This window comes from Synechococcus sp. R55.4, assembly GCF_047461935.1.
Taxonomy (GTDB): Bacteria; Cyanobacteriota; Cyanobacteriia; order Thermostichales; family Thermostichaceae; genus Thermostichus.
This window is the reverse complement of record NZ_JANSIF010000032.1, coordinates 1-24024: the sequence shown is the minus strand read 5'-3', so window position 1 is coordinate 24024 and position 24024 is coordinate 1. Positions and strand designations below refer to the sequence as shown.

Genomic DNA, 24024 nt, shown 5'->3' with positions numbered 1-24024 from the left:
CGATACCCAGTTATTCAGGACTCCGTCCCGCCGGCGCGACTAGCCAGCCGTTACCGATACATCTTCAATGCGCAGAGCAGGAAAAGCCGTGCTGCCGTTGAAAACGGTCACCTCTTGTGAGATGGCGGAGATATTACGCAAACAATCGTAGAGATTGCCGGCAATGGTGGTCTCCAGGATGGGGCGTTTTTCGCCGCCTTTGACCAAGAAGCCCCCTTTCACCACCCCGGAAAAGTCGCCGGTGATGGGGTTGCTGCTGCCGGAAAGACGGGTGACAATAATGCCCCGCTCCATGGCATACAGCTCAGACAGGGGGGTTGTCCCCGGCGCCACTCTCAAACAAGCTGGCCCCACCCCCGGCAGGCTGCCCGCCCCCCCTGTGGCATGGCCGTTGGACGGGATCCCGGCAGCGCGAGCTTCGTAGCTGTTGTACATGAAGTTGCAGAGGATCCCTTCGTGAACCAAGGGGGTGATTTGGCGAGGGATCCCTTCGCGGTCGAAGGGCTCAATGGGGTAGCCGGGCAGGCCCAGGCCTTCAGAAACCACGGTGAGCAACGGGCTGGCGATCCGGGATCCCATTTTTTGCGCCAGAGGGCTTTTGCCTTTGCGCACCGCATCTGCCCCCAAGACAAAGAGGAGATCCCCCAGGAAGTCCTCCACCACATCTGGAGGGAGAATGATAGGGCCGCGAAAGCTCTCCCCTTCGGTAGCCCCCAGCGCCCCCACACATTTTTGGACAAAGCGATCAAAAGCCCGCTCCAGCGTTGGGATGAGATCGGCCCGCTTCTGGACGCTGTCGCCGTCGTAGGCAAAGCTGCCCACCTCGTCCCCATCAATGGCCATGCCAAAGAGGGAGCCCCCCGCTTCCACGCTGTGATGGTTGGCGCGGATGCCGGTGGAAGAGGCGATAGCCAGGGTCTCTTCCTCAACGCTGAGGGAGCCGCTGTCGATGGTGATGCGAGGGTCTTTGGATCGCACCCACTCCAGCAATTGGGATCCCAACTGGGTCAGGGTGGCGGCATCCAGTTCCAGCAGCCCCGGATCAAGGGCAAAGGGCACCTGGGGCAGAGGTTGGGGCTCCGGCAGCCCGTTCAGGGGATCCGCCGGCGAAGCCTTGGCCATGGTCACAGCCTCAGCAGCCGTCTCAGCTAACTCTTCCGGGCGGTTGGAGGTGGCAAAGCCCAGCCTGCCGCCACAGAAAACCCGAATGCCGAACAGGGTCTCGCTGCTGCTGCGGGCCAGGTTCAGGTCGTTTTTTTCAAACGTGACTTCCGTTTCCCGGCCTGAGTTGGCAAACACTTCTGCCTGGTCGGCTCCAGCGGCCAACGCCTTGTACACACCCTGTTCACAGAGATCCAGCAGGTTTTCCGGGGAAATGATGGAGCTGGGCATAGAAAGCGGGATAGCAAGAGGACAGTCCTATTATCGGCTATGGCTCAGGGATGCCTTTCCCAGCCCCCTGCGGCCCATGGGATCCCAGCACCAACCCCTTCGTCCAACAACGTCACTCTGGTGCACACCTTCCGGCCCGCTCCCCCTGGGCAACAATCAGCAGAGAGCTACCCACAGGGATTCCACCCTGCAGCAGCAAACAAAGGGGCTGAGATCAAAAGGGATCCCTCGTGGCGCTTTGACCCCACTTGCCGCTTGTCCTTAGCGGCCTGCCAGGTGCAGGAACCTTAGAATGGAGGTTGAGCCCACTTGCCGTGAGTGTCCATGAGCCCTTTGCCCACTTCCACTGCCCCGCTCGCCGTTGCCCCGACAACAGCCGAGGACACCGTCCCGCCGAGGCGACTGGATTTTGAAGTGGTGATTGCCGGAGCTGGGATGGTGGGATCCACCTTAGCAGCCGCTTTGGGCCAGGCCGGGATCCGCGTCGGGCTGATCGAGGGGCGGGATCTCTCGCAGGGGGTGGGGCCCGATGGCCGAGCCAGCGCTTTGGCTCTGGGGACAGCCCGCATTCTGCAGCGAATTGGGGTGTGGCCCCTTATGGAGGCCTGGGGAGTCTCTCCCATCCACCGCATTCAGGTCTCTGATGGGGAAAGCCCCTGGATGGCTCAGTTGTGCCGCGAAACGCTCCAAGCGCCGGCGCTGGGCTACGTCGTGGAAAATCAAATTACCCAAAAAGCTCTGTTGCAGCGCATTCGCGAGTGCCCTTCGGTAACCCTTTTCAGCCCTGCTCAGGCGCAAAGTTTCTCCCCTGCAGCAGATCACATTCGGGTAGAGCTGGCCCAGGAGGGATCCCGGCAAACTCTGCGAGCTGCTTTGCTGGTGGTTGCAGATGGGGCCCGTTCGCGGCTGCGGGAACAGGCTGGGATCCCGTTATCCCGCTGGGGCTATGGACAGGTGTGCATCGTTTCCACCCTCACCCATGAGCATCCTCACCGGCAGGTGGCCTACGAGCGCTTTCAGGTCAGCGGTCCCTTCGCCATTTTGCCCACCTCCGATCCCCATCGCAGTTGCGTCGTCTGGACAGTTCGCCAAGCGGATCGAGATCGGCTGATGGGCTTATCTGAGGCTGAGTTTCTGCAGGCCATCCGGCCTTGGTTTGGATCCCAGTTGGGAGCGTTGCTGGCCGCCTCTCCCAGAGCTTGTTATCAGCCGCAGCGGGCCCATGCCCAAACCTATATCGGATCCCGGCTGGCTTTGGTGGGGGATGCTGCCCATACCACCCATCCGCTGGGGGGGCAGGGAGCGAATCTGGGCATGCGGGATGTGGCGGCCTTGGCTGCCCTGTTGATCGAAGCCAAAATGGCGGGCCGGGATCCCGGCGATCCGGCTTTGTTAAAAGCCTACGAGCGCTGTCGCCGCCCAGAAAACGCGCTGGTTCTTTTTGCAACCGATGCTGCCAATCGCCTCTTTTCCAACCGAAGCTGGCCGTTGCTGGTCTTGCGTCGCCTGGGCCTGTGGGGACTGGAGGTTTTGCCGCTGCTCAAGCCTGCCTTGATGCGCCAAGCGATGGGGATCCGCCCTCAACAACCCCAACTCCAACAGCTCCCTTTCCCTACACCCCTGGAACCCTTGCCCACACCTGTCTGAATCCGGCCAACCTGTCACAGCCGGGCTGGGATCCTCACTAAGAGAAAGTCATTATGTCCTCGGCAGGACAAGCGATCCACATGGGATCAAGGCTGCTCCAGAGGTAAGTCTGAAAACAGCAATGGGGCAATATTGGCCGCCTGGTTGATGGGGATCTCGTCGTTGACGGCATACTGATAAAACTGATCCAAGCGCCGACACAAACCTTCTGGGGTCAAAGCCTGCACATTGGAGCTGATGATGTAGCTCTGGGAAGGAGAGGCGCGAAACGCTTGAAAGGCTTTGCGACAAAAGTCCTGCTTGGCCTCCGGGTCTGCTTGTCGCCACTCTGGCCCCGTAAGTTTGCCGGACAAAGTGGGGCCGGTTGCCGCTCCCAAGGGCAGGCCTGTTCCCAAGATTAGGCCAGCCAGGATCAGAAACAGAAGGCCCCCCTTCAAGACTGCCTGCCAGAAAGAGAACTGAAGCCGTTGCCGGTGCTGCTCCATGGTTGGATAGGCTGGAGTGGAAAGGGATCCCCTCGATCATACCGATCACACATACCGATCACAGGCGGATCTGAGGGAAACTCAGGATCTCGGCTGGCTTTGCCGCTCCCCTCGATCCCCGCTGCCGTCCTCAGGAATGGCCGGAAAGCTGGGTCCCTTTCATCCCTTACCCGCTCGCACCCTCCGTCCCGTGGCTCGCAACAAACCCCGTCGGAAACAGCCTTTCCCGCACCTCCTCGGCTCCAAATGGACTTCCGTTCAGCCTGTTCTGGGTTGGCGACATTTTCAGGTCACCGCTCGCCAACAAGGGGAAGGAGGGCTGGTGTTTGCCGAGCTAAGAGCCGTCTGCGATCCCCAGGTGCGCCTCTGGGTCAACGCGGCCACCCTGAAGAACCGGGATCTTTGGCAGCCGGGCTGGACGCCTCTCGAAGACGGGATCCCCTGTGGGCGGCAGGATCCCCTTCTGGACAGGGCTGGGGGATAGTTTCTCTCAAGCTGGGGCTCAGGGATCGATTAGGATCATCTCTCTAGTGTGGTGTTTTAATTCGGAAGCTTGAGGAGAAGAAAGCGGGATGGCCAGATGTGACGTTTGCGGAAAAGATCTTAGCTACAGCGATTATCAGTGGGCCAAGCGCTGCGCCAATCCCTACGGGAAGTCTCACCTCATCTGCTTCGACTGCTACAGTGGTTCGTCTTGTCCCATCTGCTATTCCCCTCTGGAGCCGGCAGAATAGAAAGAGGCGTTCTCAAAAGCTGCTTGTCGGTTACTCGACTCCCATCCCCCTAGCTCCTCGGAGGGGGCGATGGTCGACAAGGGTCTCGATGGTTTTCCCAAGGGAGCCGGAAAAGTGCGCATTGGCCAGGGCTACGACATCCACCGCCTCGTCGAGGGGCGCCCCCTGATCCTGGGCGGGATCCGGATCCCTTACGAAAAGGGGCTATTGGGCCATAGCGACGCCGATGTCCTCACCCACGCCATCATGGATGCTCTCCTGGGGGCTGCCGCTCTGCGGGATATTGGCTACTACTTCCCCCCTGAAGAAGAGCGTTGGAAAGGGGCAGATAGCATCCTTTTACTACAGCAAGTGGTGCAGCTGGTGGGCCAAGAGGGCTGGTGCGTTGCCAATGTAGACAGTGTGGTGGTGGCGGAGCAGCCCAAGCTCAAACCTCACATCCCCGCCATGCAGGCCCGCCTGGCAGAGGCGATGCAGATCTCCCCCAAGCAAGTGGGGGTCAAGGCTACTACTAACGAAAAACTGGGCCCCATAGGTCAGGGAGAGGCCATTGCTGCCTTCGCAGTAGCCCTGTTGCTGGAGTGCTAACCTTCCCAGCAGAGTCTGAAAAGAACCTGGTCATCGCCCTGCCCGAGCTGCCAAACTGGCAAGCAACCGCTCCCTCAAAAACGCAGAATCTGCCCAAGTCGCAGTCAAACCACCCATTACCTGGATCCCCAATTTTCCCTCTGGGAAAGGGGCCGGGAGGGGGGCTACTCCTCTAGGAGAAGGGCTGGGGGTGAGGGCCTCAGCAGCGCGGAGCGCTTGGGCCACAGGGCGCGGGATGCGGGCGAGCCGTCCCAAACTTGCTTGGAACAACGACTTGGCAAAAGAAATGGCGGGCCAAAACAACACCTCGGCAAACCGACTCAGGAGGAACCTTTTTGTCTCTCTACTAGGGATCCTTCTGCTCTGGCTCAGCGCTTGTGCCACGCCCACCCGCCCCCCCCATCTGGTTGCCACGGTGACTTCGGATCCCAAAACCTTCAACACCTATCTGGCCGCCGAAAGCTCCAGCCGCGACGCCATCGCCTACCTGGAGGCGGGCTTGGTCACCTTGGATGAGGATACCCTCTTGCCCAAACCGGAGCTGGCGGAAGGCTGGGAAGTGTCTGAGGACGGCTTGCGGTATGTCTTTACCTTGCGGGAGGGGCTGCGCTGGTCGGATGGAGAGCCTCTGACAGCAGCAGATGTGGACTTTACCTTTAACCGCATCATCTTCAACGAGCGGATCCCGACTTCTGCGCGGGATGTGCAGCGAATTGGAGAAGCCGGAGCATTGCCTCAGGTGCGGGCGCTGGACGAGCGGCGGATTGAGTTCGTTTTGCCGGAGCCCTTCGCTCCCTTTCTGCTGCAGGCCGGATCCCCTATTTTGCCCAAGCACATCCTCGAGCCCACTGTCGAGCAGTTGGACAGCCGGGGCAACCCCCTTTTCTTGCAAACCTGGGGTATCGACACGCCGGTGCAGCAATTGGTGGGGGCTGGCCCCTATGTCATGCAGGAATACACCCCTGGCCAACGGCTGGTGTACCGGCCCAATCCCTACTACTGGAAGGGGGAAGGGATCCCGCGCATTGAACGGGTGATCCTGCGCATTGTGGACTCAGAGGACACCGCGCTGCTGCAGTTTCGCTCCGGCGAGACCGACGTGTTTTCGGTGCGGGGGAGAGATTTTCAGCTCTTAAAGCGAGAAGAAGAACGGGATCAGTTCACCATCTACAATCTCGGCCAGACTTTGAACAACAATTTCTTTGCCTTCAACCTCAGCCGAGCCCGCGATCCCCAGACCGGGCGGCCCTTTGTGGATCCCGTCAAAAGTCGCTGGTTCAACGATTTGAACTTCCGCAGGGCGGTGGCCCATGCCATGAACCGGCAGTTTTACGTCGATAGCGTTCTGCAAGGGTTGGGCGAGATCCAGCACTCGGTTTTCTCCCCCGCCAGCCCTTTCTACCTCAGCCCCGAAGAGGGCTTGCCCACCTACGACTACAACCCTGAAAAAGCGCGGCAACTGCTCCTCGATGCCGGATACACCTATGATGTGGAGGGCCACCTGCGGGATTCCGAGGGCAACCGCGTCCGTTTTACCCTGCTGACTAACGCTGGCAACAATCAGCGAGAGGCCACCGGCGCGTTGATCAAAGCCGACCTGGAGCGGATCGGCATCACCGTCGATTTTACTCCCATCGCCTTCAACACCCTGGTGCAGCGCACCGATAGCCGCGACTGGGAAACCCTGCTGCTGGGCTTTGGTGGCGGCGGCACCGAGCCCAACAACGGCTCCAACATCTGGCGCAGCGACGGCCGTTTGCACCTCTTTAATCTGGGAGATTTGCCCGGCAACCCGGCAGAAGGGGTTGAGGTCAGCGATTGGGAACGGGAGATCGACCGCATCTTTATCGAAGGGGTGCGGGAGCTAGACTTTGAAAAGCGCAAGGCCCTCTACGACCGGTTTCAAATCATCATCCAGGAACAGCTGCCCCAAATTGGCACTTTCAACCCCCTGGTTCTCTCAGCCCTGCGCAACCGCATTCAAGGGGTGGATCCCCGACCCATTCTGGGGCCATTGTGGAATTTGGATCAGCTCTACATTCAAGAGTAGAACTTCTGATGATGTGGGTGATGTGGGATAGGGAGAGGCTGTCTGAACTGTTGAGTTGTGTCCCTATCGCCACATTTGGCAGGTGAAACTTAGTTGTAGGTTGTGTTGCGGATGTCTTGAATTTTGCAACTATTTCACCGTCAATTCCACGTCCCCCGCACTCCTGAGGACGGTGATCCCCACCCCTCCTGACTGCAGATAGAGACCGATGTCCAGGGATCCCTGGCCCACCTGCACATTCTCAAGAATGACATGGGGCAGCCACAGGGGCAGAGTGGGCTTGGTTAAATGTACCCGTTGAGCCAGCCCGTCGATCTCCAGCCCCAGACAAGCCTGCAGCAGCAAAAACACACTGGCCGCCGCCCAAGACTGGGGCAGACAGGCCACCGGATAAAGGGTGGGGCCCTCCCGCTGTCGCCGCCGAAAGCCACAAAACAGCTCAGGCAGCCGCTTCAGCTCCAGAAACTGGCTGGCATCGAACAGCGCTGTCAAGACCCGCACCGCTTCGCCCTTGAAGCCATAGCGAGATAAGCCTGCGGCAATCAAGGCGTTGTCGTGGGGCCAGATGGAGCCGTTGTGGTAGGACATGGGGTTGTAGCGGCCCTCTCCCTCCGGCACCGTGCGGATCCCCCAGCCGCTGAAGAAAGCTGGCTCCAGCAGTTGCCGGGCAATGCGGGCGGCGTGCTCGGGATGGGCGATCCCCGAAAACAGACAGTGGCCCATGTTGGAGCTGCGCACCCGGCAGGGTTGCTTCTGGCCATCCAAAGCCAGGGCATAGCCCCCCAACTCTTCGCACCAGAAGTGATCCCAAAACTGCTGCTGCAGCTTTTCCGCTTGTTGTCGCAACTGGGCTGCTTGCTCTTGCCGCCCCAGCAGCTCGGCCATCTCTGCTGCCAACTGCTTAGCTTCGTAGGCATAGCCCTGCACCTCGCACAGGGCCAAGGGGGGTTCTGCCAGGGATCCGTCCGGGTAGAAGATGGCATCTTCAGAATCTTTCCAGCCCTGGTTGCGCAGGCCCCGGTGAGCTTTGCCCGCGTACTCCAGAAAGCCATCCCCATCGGGATCCCCGTAAGTGTCCATCCAGTGCAGGGCTGCTTCGATGTTTGGCCAGAGCTGCCGCAACAGCTCGAGATCGCCGCTGCGCTGCACATAGCGTCCTGCCAACACCACAAACAGAGGGGTGGAGTCGATGCTGCCAAAATAGTTGCCAAAAGGGATCTCGCGGGTTTTGGCCATCTCGCTGCGCCGATGCTCGTGCAGGATCTTGCCCGGCTCCGCATCGCGACTGGGATCCAGCTCCTGGGCCTGATGGGCCGCCAGATAGAGCAACACCCCTCGGGCCAAGTCCGGGAACCACCAAAGAGTAGCCAAGGCGGTGATCAGGGCATCTCGCCCGAAGACCGTGGTAAACCAGGGCACCCCCGCATAGGGATAAAGCCCGTAGGGAGTGCGGGTGAGCATCATCAGCAGGTCATCCCGTGAGGCGTTGAGCCAATCGTTAAACTGAGCATTGCCGGTGTCGATCCGGTGGGCTTGCGCCCGCAAGGAAGCCCTTTGCTCCCGCTCCGCCTGCAGAGCCTCCTGGTAGGTCAAAGGGGCAATCTCCTCCCCGCCGTAGCTGCAGATCACCCTCAGCTCCAAATCCCGTTCCTCCTGCGGGGCCAAAGGCACCCACCACTGCGCCAGCTTCTCCGACACTAGCTCCGGCGCCGGCAAAAATTGCAACTGGGTTTGCCGCTCCACTCCATCCAAGCCGCGGTAGCGGAGAACCACTCCCTCAGGGTTCACCTGGGCCGGCAGCACTTGACCCCGCTGGGCCCGTCGGATGCCCCGGATCTCAAAAATATCGGCAAAGTCCGCCTCAAAGCGCAGGGTAATCGGCACGCGAAACGGCTCCGAGCCGTAGTTGTGAATGCGAATGCGCTCGTAGGCTACGTTGTTCCACAGAAAAGTAGTCCGTAGAACATGCAGGGTATCTTGACCGATAAACTGCCCCTCTGAGGTGGTGAACTCCGGGTTGGTCAGATCCACCGCCAAAATATCTTTGTCTTCCCGCACCTCTGAGCTGAGCAGCAGGAACTGCTTTCCCTGCAAGTCCAACACCCAGCGGGACAAAAAGCGGGTGTCGTCCCGGAAGAGGCCATGATCCCGGATGCCGAGGGGGCGCATGTTCCCTCGCCGGTCAAAGATGGCAAAGCAGTTGTCATGCTTGAGAACATGAGAGCGTGCCTCCACCCAAGAGGCGCTGGCCCGGATGTAGTACTGATCTTGAATTTGGATGATGTCTTCTGCCATCTCGATCTCTTGTTTTCGATTCTCATGCAACCGAAAGAGAGAGGGAGCAAGGTTCAGCTCAGATGGCGGCGATAGTCGACACCGCTTTCCAAGGGCCCTAATAGGCTAGGCTGCCGTCCTCGAGGCCAGTTGCCGCTCGTTTACCAGTTGGTGGTAGAGAGCCTCATAGTCCGACACCATCCTCTCCACGCTAAACCGCTCCTCAAACACCTGCCGCACCCCGGCTCGGCTTAGGGATCCCACCTTCTCCACAGCCTCCACTGCTTCCTCCACCGAGTCGACAATAAAGCCGGAGCGCCTGTCGGCCATTACCTCGGGTACTGAGCCAAAACGGGTGGCAATTACCGGCGTGCCACAGGCCATCGCTTCAATCATCACCAGCCCAAAGGGCTCCGGCCAGCGGATGGGAAACAGCACCGCATAGGCCTTGCCCAAAAACTCGCTTTTCTCTTGGTCGGTGATTTCCCCTATGATCTCCACATTGGGGTGGCGACTGGCCAAAGGCTTAATTTCTAACTCGTAGTACTGGCGATCCACCGCATCGATCTTGATAGCAGCCTTCAGCGGCATCCCAGCCCGGACGGCAATTTCAATAGCCGTATCCAGCCCTTTTTCCGGGGAGACCCGGCCCAAAAAGGCCAGGTAGTCCCCCTTTTCTGGATAGAAACGGTGGAGATCCAGGGGCAAGCCGTGGTAGACCGTCCCCACCCAGCGGGCCTGGGGCAAAGGCAGCCGCTGGGCATTGGAGATGGAGACCACCGGAATGTCCTGAAACTCGGTGTAGAGGGGCTGCAGCTCCGGAATGTCCAGTCGCCCGTGTAGGGTGGCCAAAAAAGAAACCTGCGGGTGGCGACGGGCCAGGGCATAGGGATAGTAGTCGATGTGGCCGTGGATAATGTCAAACTCGTCGGCCATCTGAAAGGCTTTCTCGACCATCAAAACATGAGGAGCCACTGTGTCGATGGCCGTGGGATCCAAACGCAAAGCCCGCTCCCGAAAGGGGATTAGACGCGCTTGGGTTTGGGAGTCGCCGCTGGCGAACAACGTCACCTCATGCCCCCGCCGCACCAGCTCTTCGGTGAGCCAAGACACAACTCGCTCGGTGCCGCCGTAGAGCTTGGGGGGCACACTCTCATGCAAAGGGGCAATCTGAGCAATGCGCATAGCTATCCTCCACACCAAATCATCACCGCTCAGGGCTGTCTGCCAGACCGGGCTCACTGGCATTTCCGGCTGCTCCTAGGGAGAGCTTCTCACCCACGCCATGAGCTGCAACGTTCTTCAAGGGCAAAGCCAGGCCCAACCTTTATCGTAGCCAGCCAAGCCTGTTGGATGGGTCTTGTCGGAAAGCATCTCATTTTCTGGCCTGACAGTTTTTGTCCAGAGGGGAAGGGGCTACACCTCACCGGCGCGTTCGCGCAAGCGTCGCGTAGCGATAACGAGCTATGCCCAGTTGCTGCCGGGGAGGCTGCTGGAGCCGGCCATAATGGGGAAACGCCATCCTAGCTGTGGCGGACATCCTTTGCGAGAGCTTGCCTGCATCCATGCTGGAGCACGACATCGTCATCATTGGGGGAGGGCTGGCCGGTTGCCGGGCGGCTTTGGAAGCTATGCGACGGGATCCCAACCTCGACCTGGCCTTGGTATCCAAAACCCATCCCATTCGCAGCCACTCGGTAGCAGCCCAAGGGGGCATTGCCGCCGCCTTACAAAATGTCGATCCGCAAGATTCCTGGGAAGCCCACGCCTTCGATACCGTCAAGGGATCCGATTACCTAGCGGATCAAGATGCGGTGGAGATTCTGGCCCGGGAAGCTCCTGAAGTGATCATCGACCTAGAACACTTGGGGGTCTTGTTCTCCCGCCTGCGGGATGGCCGCATTGCCCAGCGGGCCTTTGGGGGACACAGCCACCCGCGCACCTGTTATGCCGCCGACAAAACTGGGCAGGCCATTTTGCACGAGTTGGTGAGCAACCTCAAGCGCTTTGGGGTCAAGCTCTACAGCGAATGGTATGTGCTGGATCTGATCCTGGAGGACAACCAAGCCCAGGGCGTGGTGATGTTGGAGCAGGCCAGCGGGCGGCTGGAGGTGGTGCGGGCCAAGGCGGTTATGTTGGCTACAGGCGGCTATGGGCGCATCTACAACTCCACGTCCAACGACTTTGCTTCCACCGGCGATGGCATGGCGATGGTGGCGCGGGCCGGCCTGCCTCTGCAAGATATGGAGTTTGTGCAGTTTCATCCCACGGGCCTGTATCCGGTGGGGGTGTTGATCTCAGAGGCGGTGCGCGGGGAGGGGGCCTATCTGATCAATGGGAAGGGGGAGCGCTTCATGGCCGCCTATGCCCCCAGCCAGATGGAATTGGCCCCACGGGACATCACCTCGCGGGCGATTGTTACGGAGGTGCGGGCCGGGCGCGGTATTGACGGCAAAGATTTTGTCTACTTAGACCTGCGGCATCTGGGGGCAGAAAAGATCCACACTCGGCTGCCCTTCTGTTGGGAGGAGGCCCATCGCCACTTGGGCATCGATGCGGTTGTCGATCCCATTCCAGTGCGACCGACGGTGCACTACTGCATGGGCGGGATCCCGGTGACGGTGGAGGGGCAGGTACTGCGGGATGCCCAAACCCGTGTGGAAGGGCTGTTCGCTGCCGGTGAAACGGCCTGTGTTTCGGTGCATGGGGCTAATCGGCTGGGCAGCAACTCTCTCCTGGAGTGCGTTGTTTTCGGGCGGCGCACAGGGGCAGCCATGGTAGAAGCCGTCAGAGGTCGAGCCTTGCCGAAAGTGGACGAGGGATCCCTACTCAAACAGGCCGCCAGCCGGATTGCCGGGCTCCTGGAACGATCAGGGAAGAGCCGCATTGATCAGGTGCGGCGGCAATTTCAAGATTGCATGACCGAGCATTGCGGCGTCTACCGCACCGAATCGGTTCTCCAAGAAGGGATCCAAACATGGCAACAGATCCGCCAGCGTTACGAGCGGGATTTGCATTTGGACGATCGGGGCAAGGTGTGGAACACCGAGCTGATCGAAGCGCTGGAGCTGGACAACCTCATGACGGTGGGGGCTTTGATCCTCGCCAGCGCCCTGGAACGGCGGGAAAGCCGTGGCTCCCACGCGCGGGAAGATTACCCCCAACGGGACGATCAACGGTTTTTACAACACACCTTGGCTGCCTTTCGCGAGGGATCCCCGCAGATCAGCTATCGCCCCGTGGTGATCACCCGCTTTCTCCCTCAGGAGCGGAGATACTAACTTTTCAGAGGCATCTCAGGCCGATTAGGATTGCCCTAGCATTCCTGTTGGCGAGACGGAGTCTCTTTCCAATGACTGTGGTCATTTCGATTCAAACTAGGACACTAAACCCCTAACTCAATGTTGACTGTGCGCTGCCAGAAGGCTTCTCCCAACAGCCCGGCGTCTCACCCTAACTTGAAACGACTATATCCACAATAACTATCCAATCCAAATCTGCTTTCCAGCAATTATCTAAATCTAGAGATCCCATCTCTGCCAGCTTGAAATCTCATCTACTGCCGGAGGGCCAGCCATGCAAGAAACCCTGGAAAAAGCAGCCGTCGCTCTGCAAGCGGAGCTGAATCTGGAGCCTTTTTGGATGCCCTTTACGGCCAATCGGCAATTTAAAGCCAACCCGCGCCTGTTGGTGGCCGCCCGAGACATGTACTACACCAGCCACGATGGCCGCCAAATCCTAGATGGGACTGCCGGGCTGTGGTGTGTGAATGCTGGCCACTGTCGTCCCCCGATTGTGGAAGCGATCCAACAGCAGGTGGCCCAACTGGACTACGCCCCAGCTTTTCAAATGGGCCATCCCAAAGCCTTTCAACTGGCAGAGCAGCTCATCCAGCTCACTCCTGCCGGACTGGATCACGTTTTTTTCACCAACTCTGGCTCTGAGGCGGTGGATACGGCCCTGAAAATGGCCATCGCCTACCACCGGATACGCGGACAGGGATCCCGGCAGCGGCTGATTGGCCGGGAACGGGGCTACCACGGCGTTGGCTTTGGGGGCATCTCGGTCGGGGGCATCTCCAACAACCGCAAGTTTTTCGGCAGCCTCATTCCCGGAGTGGATCACCTGCCCCACACCCACAACCTGGAGCAAAACGCCTTTAGCCGCGGCCTGCCCCGCTGGGGATCCCACTTGGCAGAAGACTTGGAGCGGATCGTCGCTCTCCACGATGCCAGCACGATTGCAGCAGTAATTGTGGAGCCGGTTGCCGGTTCAACGGGGGTGTTGCTGCCGCCGGTGGGCTATTTGGAAAAGCTGCGGGCCATTTGCGACAAGTACGGCATTCTCCTCATCTTCGACGAGGTGATCACCGGCTTTGGGCGGCTGGGATCCCCTTTTGCGGCCAACTATTTCGGAGTGGTGCCGGATCTGATTTGCTGTGCCAAGGGCCTCACCAATGGCACCATCCCAATGGGCGCGGTGATTGTCAAGCAAGAGATCTACACCGCCTTCATGGAGGCTGCCGGTTCCGTTGATGACCTGCACCGTCCAGAGGACAACAGCAGGACACTCTCCTGGAGCCCCATCGAGTTTTTCCACGGCTACACCTACTCCGGCCACCCGGTTGCCAGTGCCGCCGGCTTGGCCACCCTGAACCTGTATCGAGAAGAAGGCCTGTTCGAGCGGGCTGCCAACCTCGCTCCCCTCTGGGAAGAGGCTCTCCATTCCCTACGGGGCTTGCCTCATGTCATCGATGTGCGCAACCTCGGCTTGGTGGGGGCAATTGAATTGGAAGGGATCCCTGGCCGACCGACAGCGCGGGCTTTTGAAGCGTTTTTGCGCTGCTACGAGCGGGGGGTATTGATTCGCACTACAGGTGATACCATTGCCCTTTCCCCACCTTTGATTATCCAGGAAACCCACATTGAACGCTTAGTCACCACTTTGAAGCAAGTTCTTCAAGAGCTACCTTAGCCCTGAGCATCGACAGGAGAAACGGATCGAGGGAGTTAGGAGCTTCTCGGGCTGGGCGTCGGCGAAGGACTGGGACGGGGAGAGGGACTGGGGCTAGGCGAAGGCGACACCGAAGGAAAAGGATTAGGGGTGCCGGTCGGCGTTGGCGAAGGGGAGGGACTGGGCGCAGGCAACACCCGCAAGGGAGCTTTGGCCGAAGCGATTTGGCCCTGGGTATCCGCCACCATTGCCGTCACTTCATAATCCCCGGTGGGAGCAGAAGCAGGAATGGTAATGGGGATGGTGCCGATGCAGGTTTTGCTGTTGGGCTGACAGCCGACGGCAGCGGCAGTGAAATCAAAGGTGAGGGTGAGGGGGCTTTGCCGGATTTCCACCCGGAAACTGATGCCGGCCCCCAAACCCGCAGGAGTCGTCACGGCCACCAGCACGTTGAAGGGTACTGTCTGTCGCGCGTCCGTCAGCGACACCACGGCAATCGAAGGCGGCTCTGCCGCAAAGGAAGCGGTGGGAGAGGGGCTGGGAGTGGGGAAAGGATTAAAGAGGGGAGTGGAAGTGGGGGTTGGGGTGAGCAGCGGCGTAGGGACAGGACTGGGGATGAGGAAAGGAGTGGGCGTTGGGGCCACCACCGAGATCGGCGTGATGGTAACCGCAGGCTGTTCGCGGGCATCTTCCTGGCAGGCCACCAGTGACAACGACAGAAGAGCGGCCACACTGGTTTTGATCACAGGGGCTGCTAACGTCCAGCTCTGACGGAACCTATGGGGCTGCTGTCTCATGGGCTTTGACTCCTCACAACGCAAAGCTATGGGATCTTGCCGGTTCTAGGAGAGCCGAGCTTCGGTGGCATTCAACTCAAAAACCCGGCCAACCTGCTTCCTCAGCCGCAAAAGCAGGAGCGTCTCACACGCTGCTAACACTATAGATAGAGTCTTAGCTTTTTGCAAACCCCACCTGTGGACTCCCCCTTCGGGGGTGAAGCTAGACAGAGGGGAACGACCTGGGCCGAGTTAGACTGGTAAGCGTGACAGCAAGACGAGGATCCATGGCAGCAAGGGCGGGAGCAGAACCATCTTCTGGCTGTGGAGAAGCAGAGGGGCAGACTGCCGTTGGCGTTGATGCCCTGTACCCCTCAGAAAACATCAGCGGGGCGGGGTATGCCCGGGAAGAGCTGCAAGAGGCTTGCGGGGTCTTTGGCATCCTGGCTCCAGGAGAGGAGGTGGCCAAGCTGGCCTACTTTGGCCTATTTGCCTTGCAGCATCGCGGCCAAGAATCGGCAGGGATCGCCACTTTTGAGGGATCCTTTTGCCGGGTTCACAAGGCGATGGGCTTGGTCTCCCAGGTCTTCGATGAAGTGAACTTGGCCCAACTGACCGGGGATCTGGCGGTTGGTCACACCCGCTACTCCACCACTGGATCCAGCCGCGTGGCCAATGCTCAGCCGGTGATCGTGGAGACTCGCCTGGGGCCGCTGGCTCTGGCCCACAACGGCAATTTGGTCAATGCGGAAGAGCTGCGGAAGGAACTGGAGGCCGCCGACCGGCACCTAACCAGCAGCACCGACTCCGAGTGTATTGCCCACGCCATTGCCCAGGCGGTGAACCAAGGTCAAGATTGGATCGCGGCCACTTGCCAAGCTTTGCGCCGCTGTCAGGGGGCTTTTAGTCTGGTGATCGGCACGCCAGAGGGCCTGATCGGGGCACGGGATCCCTATGGGGTGCGTCCGCTGGTGTTGGGGCTTTTGAGCAGCAACCCCGCTCTGGATGAGCTGCTGCAGTCAGAGATGCTGGAGATCATCTGCAGCGACGGCACCCTCAGCCACCCCGAGGCCGAGCCGCTGCATTATGTATTGGCTTCAGAAACCTGTGCTTTGGATATCATTGGGGCCGACCCTCTGCGGCAGGTGGAGCCGGGAGAGTTGGTGTGGATCAGCCGTCAGGGGCTGCAATCGGTGCGTTGGGCGGAGGCCACCCCCAAGCTGTGCATCTTCGAGATGATCTACTTCGCCCGCCCAGACAGTTGGATGCACGGGGAAAGCCTCTACTCCTACCGGGTGCGGCTGGGAGAACAACTGGCCAAGGAGGCTCCGGCAGAGGCCGACTGGGTGATCTCCGTTCCCGATTCCGGCACGCCGGCGGCCATTGGCTATGCTCGCCAATTGGGGATCCCTTACACCGAAGGGCTGATCAAAAATCGCTACGTGGGCCGCACCTTTATCCAGCCCACCCAATCCATGCGGGAGCGGGGCATTCGCATGAAGCTCAACCCCCTGGAGGACGTGCTGCGGGGGAAGCGGATCGTGATTGTGGACGACTCGATTGTGCGCGGCACCACCAGCCAGAAAATCGTCAAAGCCCTGCGCCAGGCGGGGGCCACCCAAGTCCACATGCGCATTTCCAGCCCCCCGGTCACCCATCCCTGCTTCTACGGCATCGATACCGATAGCCAGGATCAGTTGATTGCTGCCCAGCATTCCGTAGAGGAAATCGCCGAGAAGATTGGAGTGGATTCTTTGGCCTACCTGAGCTGGGAAGGCATGCTGGCTGCCACGGGCCGGGATCCCAACTCGTTCTGCTCCGCTTGCTTTACCGGCCACTACCCCATCCCCATCCCAGAAGGGCTGAAGCGCTCCAAGCTGGCCCTGGAACTGGTGGCTACTGGCAAGAGCCGCTAGGCTGCTCAGGGATCCCCGCTAGACTGAGAAGAAGAATTGCTTGGGGCAAGCCATGACTTTTCGCCTACGCCAATTAGGGGATCCCATCCTGACGCAAGTGGCCGAGCCGGTGACGGAGTTCAAAACGCCGGCCTTGCAGGATCTTATAGAAGGCATGCTGGCTACCCTGAAAGAGGCGCAGGGGGTGGGCTTGGCTGCTCCTCAGGTGGGATCCCTGCTCCAAGTGCTGATCGTGGCCTCTCGTCCCAATCCCCGCTACCCGGAAGCGCCGCAAATGCAGCCTTTGGTGATGGTTAACCCCCGTCTGCTGGCTTGCAGTTCTGACCAGGTGCTGGGGTGGGAAGGCTGCTTGAGTGTGCCCAATTGCCGTGGTCTGGTGGCCCGCGCCCGCGAAGTGGAGGTGGAGTATTACACTCCAGAAGGCGTTCAGCAAAGGGTGGTCTGGCAGGATTTTCCGGCGCGGATCTTTCAGCACGAATACGATCACCTGATGGGTCGGGTGTTCCTGCAGCGGCAGCCTCGGCAACTGCTTACCGAAGCCCAGTACCAAGCCCAGATTTTGGGTCAGCCCGCCTGAGGGATCCCACCATGCCCTACATGGTTATCTACGACGGCCTCTGCAACCTCTGTGCCACCGGCGTTCAGCTCTTGGAGCAACTGGATCGCGGACGGCAGTTTTGCTACGCCCCCATGCAAGATGCTTCTACCCTGGCCCAATGGGGGATCCCACCGGAGCAGGTGGAGCTGGGGATGATTCTCATCGATCTGGAGCACCCAGAGCGCCACTGGCAGGGATCCGCTGCCATTGAACAAATTGCCGCCCTTTTGCCGAGCGGGGAGGTGTGGCTGGCTCTGTACCGCAACTTTCCTGGCTTGAAGGTTCTGGGGGATCGAGGCTACGAACAGATCCGGGATCACCGCTACGAGTGGTTTGGCCGCCGCAACACCTTGTATTTGTCTGCCTACCCTGCTTGTGTTGCCTGCCGGGATCCCTTGGCCGAGGCTGAGGGAAAAGCTGCAGCACCAGCCGCCGGCAAGGCAGAAGCAAGCCGATAGCCAAAATGGAAGTTCCCTCTTCCTCAGCTCGCTATCTTGGATCAGGGAATTTGAAAAAGGATTGAATTCCTGTATCAAAGGTTAACCTTTCTAAGGGAATTCCCTGAACTGGTCTTGACCCTCTCTAAGCCCATAGCGAGAATAGGAACAAAGCAGCCAAAGGGGGGATGAGGCGTGCCTACAGTTACTGATAAAGATCTGGGCAATATCGATTGCAGTTTAGAGATCCTCCAGCCGGTTTTGAGAGGCAAGGATCCCAGAAGCGCAAACGGCGCCATCAAATGTTTTAGCCATTACAACGGAAAAGGCAGAGAGCTTCTCCTCCAAACCCTAAACCAACCTCTGGATTGGGAAAAGCAGTTTGCTCTCTGGACAACCCTAATGGATTCGGGTGATCCCCAACTTATCCAAATCGCGAAAGCCTATCCGGTTACCCTTCGTCCGGTGGGAGATCTGGGGGCAAAATTGGAGGCTGGCGAGCGAGATTTCCGCTGGGCGGATTTGAGAAAGGCCAACCTCAGTCAGCGAGATCTGAGTGGGGCAGACTTGAGAGGAGCAAACCTAAACCGCGCGAGACTGAGCCAGGTGAATCTCAGCCATGCCAACCTGAGCGGAGCCAATCTAACTCAAGCAGACCTCAGCGGGGCCGATCTGAACGGAGCCAACCTGAGCGGAGCCAACCTCCTGGGCACCAACCTCATCGGCGCCAGCTTGCTGGGGGCCAACCTAACGGACGCCAACTTGAGGTGGGTTGTCATTTCTCCCAAAACGCAGATGGATCCCAAGTGGCACCTGGTGTGGACAATCATCAACGGCGTTGCCCAGGGGGAAAGCCTAGCCCAAGCCGACTTGAGCGGAGCCAACTTGGAGCGGGCCGACCTGAGGGGAAGAGACCTGACGCGAGCAAATCTCAGAGGGGCGAGGCTGGCCGCGGCCAACTTGAGAGGAGCCAACCTCAGCCAAGCCAACCTCAGCGAGGCCAACTTGGAGGGGGCCGACTTGACTCAGGCCAACCTGCGGGGAGCCAAGCTGGAGCTGGCGAACCTGCGCAGAGTTCTCGTCTCTTCTGAGACACAGCTGGATCCCAAGTGGCGCTTGGTGTGGGAGCTCGTCAACGGCCGTGCTCAGGAAAAAAAACTGAACCACGTTGACTTGAGCAGGGCTATTCTAGAGCGGGCCGACCTGAGGGGAAGAGACCTGACGCGAGCAAATCTCAAAGGGGCGAGGCTGGCCGCGGCCAACTTGAGAGGAGCCAACCTCAGCCAAGCCAACCTCAGCGAGGCCAACTTGGAGGGGGCCGACTTGACTCAGGCCAACCTGCGGGGAGCCAAGCTGGAGCTGGCGAACCTGCGCAGAGTTCTCGTCTCTTCTGAGACACAGCTGGATCCCAAGTGGCGCTTGGTGTGGGAGCTCGTCAACGGCCGTGCTCAGGCAAGAAACCTGATCTATGCCGACCTGAGCAGGGCCAATTTGAGCCAGGCTGACTTGAGCGGAGTCAAGCTTACAGGGGCGAGCTTGGTGGAGGCTGACCTGAGAGGAACTAACCTCAGCGGGGCAAATTTGAGGTGGGCAGAGTTGGGCAAAGCCAATCTGAGTCAGGCGGACTTGAGAGGCGCCAACCTCAGCCAGACCAATCTGAATAAGGCAAACCTGGAGGGAACCAACCTCTGTGGAGCCAGCCTGATCAAGGCTGAACTGGTCAGGGCCAAACTGGTGGGGGCCAAATTGGTCGGCGCCAAGCTCATTGGAGCCAACTTGAGCAAGGCCAGCTTAGTTGGCACCGACCTGAGGGAGGCTAACCTCATCGGCACCAACCTCAGCGAGGCCAAGCTGGGCAGGTCGGGTTTGAACTTGCTTGATGTCAATGCTCCCAGCCCTCTGCGCTACCTGAGCCAAACGGACTTGAGCGGGGCAGATCTGAGGAAAGCCAACCTGAGCCGGGCAGACCTTAGCCAAGTCAAGCTCATCGGAGCTAACCTAAGCCGAGCTTCCCTAAGCAGAGCCGATCTCAGCGGGGCTGACCTGAGCGCAGCTAGCCTCAACAAGGCCAAGCTAGGAGAAGCCAACCTAACCCAGACCAAGCTGGGCAGAGCCAAGTTACGTAACGCTTACCTCAGCGGTGCCGACCTCAGCGGGGCCAACCTGAGGGGGGCAGATCTGAAATTGGCCAACCTGCGACGCTCTATTCTTTCTCCAGAAACTCAGCTCGATGCCAAGTGGCATCTTGTGTGGGAACTGGTCAATGGTCGGCCCGACAACAGAAACCTGGAGGGAGCCGACTTAAGCGGAGCTAACTTGAACTGGATCGACTTGGGCGGAGTCAAGCTGGTCGGCGCCAATTTAAGCGGGGCCAACCTTATTGGAGCCAATCTCAGCGGGGCCGATCTCAGCCGAGCTAATCTCAGCGGGGCCGATCTCAGTTGGGCTGACCTGAGCTATGCCAACTTGGAAGGCTCCAACCTGGATCATGCCACTGTAGAAGGCGCAAACCTCAAAGGCGCAAGACTTGATTTCAAGTGGAAATGGATCTGGCTGTCCCTCTGGCTTAAAGGTTTGGCGAGCATCTGGTTTGACCACCGCGATACCCTCTACCTACCTCCCCCAACTCCTGCAAAACGCTAGCGGGATCCCCTAGCTGACAACCCATGCTACTTGCCCCTAGCCGGCAGCTAAACTGCGGGGAGTCAACAGGAGAGGCGCTGTACTTAAGGGATCCCTTGACGACAGAGCATTAGCCCTAACTCGTTTTGCCCATCTCCAAGATCATCTCCGCCATACTTATGCCTTGCGCCTCTGGAACCCCTATTTACAGGCACCGGATTTCTTTCCTTTATTCAAAAGCGGCACGGCCTATCCTGCCACTCTTGAGCTGCCGCCGCTTCAAGCCAATAAGAATGGGCAAAGCCACATTCACCTGGTGATTGGCGAAATCGCTGAAGAGGGGTCAACCGAGGTTGTCTGTACTTCCAGCGGTAAAGTCAGCGAAGGGGATATTGATCTCGTTTTGGAAGAGAAAAAACAATACATCCGCCAAACTGAAATCCTGGAGTTTTACAATCCCTCTGAGACTCTGCAAAACGTCGGTGGCCTGGAAAACCTCAAAGCCTGGATTAGGGGGCGCCGCAACAGCTTCAGTGTTCAGGCCCATGCCTATGGCCTGCCGAGTCCCAAAGGAGTTTTGCTGGTTGGCATTCAGGGCACCGGCAAATCCCTATGTGCCAAAACCATCGCCCGCGAGTGGCGGATGCCTCTGCTCAAGCTGGATGTGGGACGATTGTTTGGAGGCATTGTCGGCGAAAGTGAAAGCCGCGTGCGCCAGATGATCCAAATTGCCGAGGCGATGGCTCCTTGTGTTTTGTGGATCGACGAGCTGGACAAAGCCTTTGGCGGTGTCAACAGCGAATTTTCCGGCGATTCGGGCACCAGCAAGCGCGTCTTCGGCAGCCTGATTACGTGGATGCAAGAAAAGACCAAGCCCGTTTTTATTGTCGCCACTGCCAATAATGTCCGCGTCTTGCCTGCCGAGCTACTTCGCAAGGGCAGATTTGATGAAACTTTTTTTGTGAACTTGCCCAACCAGAGGGAGCGCGAAGAGATTTTTCAAGTCCACATCCGGCGGCTACGGCCCAACCGAGTACGAGACTTTTCCTATACCGACCTGGCTATGGCTACAGAGGATTTCAGCGGAGCGGAAATTGAACAGACTATTTATGACGCCATGCACATGGCCTTTAATCAGGATCCACCCCGCGAGTTCACCCAAGAAGATATCTTGACTGCCATTCAGCAAACGGTTCCTCTAGCTGCTATCGCTCGTGACCAAATTCAAAGCCTGAAAGCATGGGCTGCCGAGTCAGGAGCACGTACTGCCTCTCAAGATCAAGAGTTGATGCAGGAGCTACGGGACATGGCTGGAAGGATAAATTCAGGCCTCCTTGAAGTCGATAGTCCTTCATCCTTTTCCCCTCCGCCTCATGCCTGAGCTGTTTTGGCTGGCTCGCTCTGAAATTGGGCAGCCCTGCGTAGGTTTGGACGCATTTTCTCTCGCAAGATGCGGAAAAGCACCGGTCTCCGCTCTGCTTGAATTTGCCGCCTGTAGGTCAGCTCGCGTAAATCCGTCACCCCAGGAAAGCCCCTGAGCTGCTCAGGTGGCCCCTTATTCGATCAACTTCCGGCAGCTCCCAGGCAGAGCACTGGGACTGAATTCCACCCAGCAGAGCGCATGATCCATAGTTTTTGCAATTTCCGTATCGCTGATTACAGATTTTTTGGTAGGATTGATCGGGTAGAGGTACTGATAATGCAGAGCAGCCCTATGAATGCAGCCGCTGAAATGAGGGGGACAAGTCTCCTGGCCCGCCATCGCCAAAACATAGCAGCCTCCCTGGCCCGTCGTTTGGAAGCAGCTAGGGCGGCCAACAACACCCGCTTGATGGAGCTGCTGAAACAAGAAGAGCGGCAGCTGGCAGCCGAGTACGGCGGCAGGGATCCCTTCTCTTCAGCGCTCTTCAGAGGACTGCGCCACCTTTGGCAGAGCCTGAAGGCAGTCTTGGCGGCCTGCGATGAACTGCGGGTGCGGCAGTGGGTAGATGGCAGCGGCATGGTCTGGTGGTCTGTCCAAGACCCAATCACGGGAGAGCGCCTGTGTACCCATTCCGAGGGGGAGCTCATGGAGTGGATCGAGAAGCACCAGCGAGAGGATTAGTCTTCGCGGCTAGGACTTGCCTGAGCACCAATAGCCAGTGTTTCCCCTGGCGCTTCGTGCGTGTCCCAGTCTTTCCAGCTTGGGGAGGAAGGGAACAAAAAGTTTCACGGCTAGGCCGGGGCAATGGCCACCTGAGAATCCAAATTGATAGGATTACGAAGACTCATCATCTGCTTTAGGGGCCTTGGGATGGTTTGGCAATTGTTGACTTGGCCGGCCCAAAGTTTGCTTTGGCTAGCAGAGCAGATCCAAGAACGCGCCGAAGCACAGCTGGATAGCAAAGAAAACCTGCAAAAAGAACTTACGGCCCTGCAAATTCAGCTAGATTTGGGAGAAATTGACGAAGAAACCTACGCCCGCCGAGAAGAGGAGATTTTATTGGCTCTGGAAGCCTTAACCCAAGCAGAAGGAGAAGCCGAAGCATAGAGTTCTGCCGGTGGGCCTGGAAGGGATCCCTCAGCATTGCAGGGGGGGCAGAACATGGGAGAATGAGCTTCTGTACACCCCCGTCTTTCCTACCCTGGGCTGTTTTCAATGACTGGATCCCATGAAACCTTGGTGCTCCGCGACGAGCAAAACCAGCCTCTCAAGTGCGAGATCCTGCGTCAGGTGGTCATCGACGAGCAGACCTATGCTCTGGTGACTCCCGTTGATGCTGTGATCAAAGTGCTGGTTTGGGAAGGGGAAGAAGAACCCAGCCAAGCGGTGAACGGCGATGCCAACATGGAAGGGATCCTGGACGAGCCGGATCCCGAAGAGCTACAGGCTACCCTGCCCACCATCCAGGCTGTCTTGGGGGAGTTGAACCTCACCTTGCAGCAAAATGGCTTCGACATCCTCACGGTTCAGGGGGAATTGCCCCCAGTCGAAGAGGAAGATGTGTTCGAGCTGGGCGAGAGCGAGGAAGATGCCCAGGAGTTTCAACTGCTAGCTACCTTTTTCTACCAAGAGAAGAAATACGGCATCTTTACCCCCCTCGATCCCGTTTTGCTCTACGCCGCTCTGCCTGACGAAGGGGATCCCTACCTGCTCACCCCCGATGAGCCGCCAGAGCTTTTTGATCAGCTCTATGCCCTGCTGCTGGATCTCGATGAGGAATGGGAAGACGGAGATGACGAAGAAGATGAAGACGAAGATTAGGCGGTCAACCCCTTCTGTTCTGCCGAGTTGGATACTCCTGCCCAGCCAGTCGCCTCGGCGGTGCGGAGCACCATAGGGATAGAGGTGGTGAAACTACCCGGTAAAACTTGCCCAGAGTTTTTCACCAGCCACTCCAGACCCGTCTCAACATCTGTCGGGGGCGTCGGATCTGCGGGCCAAGGGTCAGAATAAGCCAGCCTCAGACCAGCCGCCTGAGCATTGCGTAGCGAAGGAGCATGACTCTAGTCAATAATAAGCTCAACTATACTGAAAATAATGTATAATATGTTCAGTACGGATTACTACCA

The 24024-nt window shown here is 58.8% G+C and carries 19 protein-coding genes; 14 read left to right on the top strand and 5 right to left on the bottom strand.

Annotated elements, in window-relative coordinates:
• Positions 1–39 precede the first annotated feature (39 nt).
• The gene (locus tag NW842_RS08720; protein WP_414417863.1) at positions 40–1392 is read right to left on the bottom strand and encodes a TldD/PmbA family protein; all 1353 of its coding nucleotides are present in this window, start codon (positions 1390–1392) and stop codon (positions 40–42) included.
• A 324-nt stretch (positions 1393–1716) separates the two neighbouring features.
• Here NW842_RS08720 and NW842_RS08715 point away from each other — a divergent pair, with 324 nt between their 5' ends.
• Positions 1717–3039, top strand: a complete 1323-nt coding sequence (locus NW842_RS08715; protein WP_414417862.1) for a UbiH/UbiF/VisC/COQ6 family ubiquinone biosynthesis hydroxylase — start codon at positions 1717–1719, stop codon at positions 3037–3039.
• Between the two features lie 86 nt (positions 3040–3125).
• Here the strand turns inward: NW842_RS08715 and NW842_RS08710 are convergent, their stop codons facing one another.
• The gene (locus tag NW842_RS08710; RefSeq protein WP_414350476.1) at positions 3126–3524 is read right to left on the bottom strand and encodes a hypothetical protein; all 399 of its coding nucleotides are present in this window, start codon (positions 3522–3524) and stop codon (positions 3126–3128) included.
• A 190-nt stretch (positions 3525–3714) separates the two neighbouring features.
• Between NW842_RS08710 and NW842_RS08705 the strand changes: the two genes are divergently transcribed.
• From NW842_RS08705 to NW842_RS08695, 3 genes are all read left to right on the top strand, one after another.
• A complete protein-coding gene (locus NW842_RS08705) occupies positions 3715–4008 on the top strand; it encodes a TIGR02450 family Trp-rich protein (RefSeq protein WP_414329949.1) in 294 nt (97 codons plus the stop codon).
• 364 nt (positions 4009–4372) lie between these two features.
• Complete coding sequence (gene ispF / locus NW842_RS08700; RefSeq protein ID WP_414417864.1) at positions 4373–4846, top strand: 2-C-methyl-D-erythritol 2,4-cyclodiphosphate synthase; 474 nt, start codon at positions 4373–4375, stop codon at positions 4844–4846.
• A gap of 235 nt (positions 4847–5081) precedes the next feature.
• Complete coding sequence (locus tag NW842_RS08695) at positions 5082–6896, top strand: ABC transporter substrate-binding protein (protein ID WP_414417861.1); 1815 nt, start codon at positions 5082–5084, stop codon at positions 6894–6896.
• A 129-nt stretch (positions 6897–7025) separates the two neighbouring features.
• Here the strand turns inward: NW842_RS08695 and NW842_RS08690 are convergent, their stop codons facing one another.
• Positions 7026–9191, bottom strand: coding sequence for a glycogen debranching N-terminal domain-containing protein (locus tag NW842_RS08690; RefSeq protein ID WP_414417860.1), 2166 nt, complete (start codon positions 9189–9191; stop codon positions 7026–7028).
• Positions 9192–9296: 105 nt separating this feature from the next.
• Positions 9297–10355 carry a glycosyltransferase family 4 protein gene (locus NW842_RS08685; RefSeq protein WP_414373825.1) on the bottom strand — a complete coding sequence of 353 codons (1059 nt, stop codon included), beginning with the start codon at positions 10353–10355 and terminating at the stop codon, positions 9297–9299.
• 380 nt (positions 10356–10735) lie between these two features.
• Between NW842_RS08685 and NW842_RS08680 the strand changes: the two genes are divergently transcribed.
• Together NW842_RS08680 and NW842_RS08675 are read left to right on the top strand one after the other, a co-directional pair.
• Positions 10736–12451, top strand: coding sequence for a succinate dehydrogenase/fumarate reductase flavoprotein subunit (locus NW842_RS08680; RefSeq protein ID WP_414373874.1), 1716 nt, complete (start codon positions 10736–10738; stop codon positions 12449–12451).
• Between the two features lie 295 nt (positions 12452–12746).
• The gene (locus NW842_RS08675; RefSeq protein WP_414373823.1) at positions 12747–14144 is read left to right on the top strand and encodes an aspartate aminotransferase family protein; all 1398 of its coding nucleotides are present in this window, start codon (positions 12747–12749) and stop codon (positions 14142–14144) included.
• A 35-nt stretch (positions 14145–14179) separates the two neighbouring features.
• On the opposite strand, the gene NW842_RS08670 is transcribed toward NW842_RS08675, so the two are convergent.
• Positions 14180–14920 carry a hypothetical protein gene (locus NW842_RS08670; RefSeq protein WP_414417859.1) on the bottom strand — a complete coding sequence of 247 codons (741 nt, stop codon included), beginning with the start codon at positions 14918–14920 and terminating at the stop codon, positions 14180–14182.
• Between the two features lie 266 nt (positions 14921–15186).
• On the opposite strand from NW842_RS08670, the gene purF reads away from it, so the two are divergent.
• The 8 genes from purF (at position 15187) to NW842_RS08630 (ending at position 23716) form a co-directional block, all read left to right on the top strand.
• Positions 15187–16815 carry an amidophosphoribosyltransferase gene (gene purF / locus NW842_RS08665; protein WP_414417858.1) on the top strand — a complete coding sequence of 543 codons (1629 nt, stop codon included), beginning with the start codon at positions 15187–15189 and terminating at the stop codon, positions 16813–16815.
• Positions 16816–16867: 52 nt separating this feature from the next.
• Positions 16868–17392 (top strand): peptide deformylase, encoded by a 525-nt coding sequence (def, locus tag NW842_RS08660; protein WP_414330398.1) that lies wholly within the window; start codon positions 16868–16870, stop codon positions 17390–17392.
• A gap of 11 nt (positions 17393–17403) precedes the next feature.
• The gene (locus NW842_RS08655; RefSeq protein ID WP_414352089.1) at positions 17404–17871 is read left to right on the top strand and encodes a thiol-disulfide oxidoreductase DCC family protein; all 468 of its coding nucleotides are present in this window, start codon (positions 17404–17406) and stop codon (positions 17869–17871) included.
• 381 nt (positions 17872–18252) lie between these two features.
• Positions 18253–20493, top strand: coding sequence for a pentapeptide repeat-containing protein (locus tag NW842_RS08650; protein WP_414373820.1), 2241 nt, complete (start codon positions 18253–18255; stop codon positions 20491–20493).
• Positions 20494–20656: 163 nt separating this feature from the next.
• Positions 20657–21853 carry an AAA family ATPase gene (locus NW842_RS08645; RefSeq protein WP_414373818.1) on the top strand — a complete coding sequence of 399 codons (1197 nt, stop codon included), beginning with the start codon at positions 20657–20659 and terminating at the stop codon, positions 21851–21853.
• Positions 21854–22186: 333 nt separating this feature from the next.
• A complete protein-coding gene (locus NW842_RS08640) occupies positions 22187–22576 on the top strand; it encodes a hypothetical protein (protein ID WP_414417857.1) in 390 nt (129 codons plus the stop codon).
• A 189-nt stretch (positions 22577–22765) separates the two neighbouring features.
• On the top strand, positions 22766–23002 hold the full coding sequence (locus NW842_RS08635) for a gas vesicle protein GvpG (protein ID WP_011433717.1): 237 nt from the start codon (positions 22766–22768) through the stop codon (positions 23000–23002).
• A 108-nt stretch (positions 23003–23110) separates the two neighbouring features.
• A complete protein-coding gene (locus tag NW842_RS08630; protein ID WP_414417856.1) occupies positions 23111–23716 on the top strand; it encodes a DUF3727 domain-containing protein in 606 nt (201 codons plus the stop codon).
• The last annotated feature ends 308 nt before the right edge of the window (positions 23717–24024 follow it).

What these genes read in the sequence shown, in the direction of transcription:
- NW842_RS08720 (WP_414417863.1), bottom strand. Translation starts at nt 1,392, where the DNA reads ATGCCCAGCTCCATCATTTCCCCGGAAAACCTGCTGGATCTCTGTGAA.
- NW842_RS08715 (WP_414417862.1), top strand. Translation starts at nt 1,717, where the DNA reads ATGAGCCCTTTGCCCACTTCCACTGCCCCGCTCGCCGTTGCCCCGACA.
- NW842_RS08710 (WP_414350476.1), bottom strand. Translation starts at nt 3,524, where the DNA reads ATGGAGCAGCACCGGCAACGGCTTCAGTTCTCTTTCTGGCAGGCAGTC.
- NW842_RS08695 (WP_414417861.1), top strand. Translation starts at nt 5,082, where the DNA reads ATGCGGGCGAGCCGTCCCAAACTTGCTTGGAACAACGACTTGGCAAAA.
- NW842_RS08690 (WP_414417860.1), bottom strand. Translation starts at nt 9,191, where the DNA reads ATGGCAGAAGACATCATCCAAATTCAAGATCAGTACTACATCCGGGCC.
- NW842_RS08685 (WP_414373825.1), bottom strand. Translation starts at nt 10,355, where the DNA reads ATGCGCATTGCTCAGATTGCCCCTTTGCATGAGAGTGTGCCCCCCAAG.
- NW842_RS08680 (WP_414373874.1), top strand. Translation starts at nt 10,736, where the DNA reads ATGCTGGAGCACGACATCGTCATCATTGGGGGAGGGCTGGCCGGTTGC.
- NW842_RS08675 (WP_414373823.1), top strand. Translation starts at nt 12,747, where the DNA reads ATGCAAGAAACCCTGGAAAAAGCAGCCGTCGCTCTGCAAGCGGAGCTG.
- NW842_RS08670 (WP_414417859.1), bottom strand. Translation starts at nt 14,920, where the DNA reads ATGAGACAGCAGCCCCATAGGTTCCGTCAGAGCTGGACGTTAGCAGCC.
- purF (WP_414417858.1), top strand. Translation starts at nt 15,187, where the DNA reads ATGGCAGCAAGGGCGGGAGCAGAACCATCTTCTGGCTGTGGAGAAGCA.
- def (WP_414330398.1), top strand. Translation starts at nt 16,868, where the DNA reads ATGACTTTTCGCCTACGCCAATTAGGGGATCCCATCCTGACGCAAGTG.
- NW842_RS08655 (WP_414352089.1), top strand. Translation starts at nt 17,404, where the DNA reads ATGCCCTACATGGTTATCTACGACGGCCTCTGCAACCTCTGTGCCACC.
- NW842_RS08650 (WP_414373820.1), top strand. Translation starts at nt 18,253, where the DNA reads ATGGATTCGGGTGATCCCCAACTTATCCAAATCGCGAAAGCCTATCCG.
- NW842_RS08640 (WP_414417857.1), top strand. Translation starts at nt 22,187, where the DNA reads ATGAATGCAGCCGCTGAAATGAGGGGGACAAGTCTCCTGGCCCGCCAT.
- NW842_RS08635 (WP_011433717.1), top strand. Translation starts at nt 22,766, where the DNA reads ATGGTTTGGCAATTGTTGACTTGGCCGGCCCAAAGTTTGCTTTGGCTA.
- NW842_RS08630 (WP_414417856.1), top strand. Translation starts at nt 23,111, where the DNA reads ATGACTGGATCCCATGAAACCTTGGTGCTCCGCGACGAGCAAAACCAG.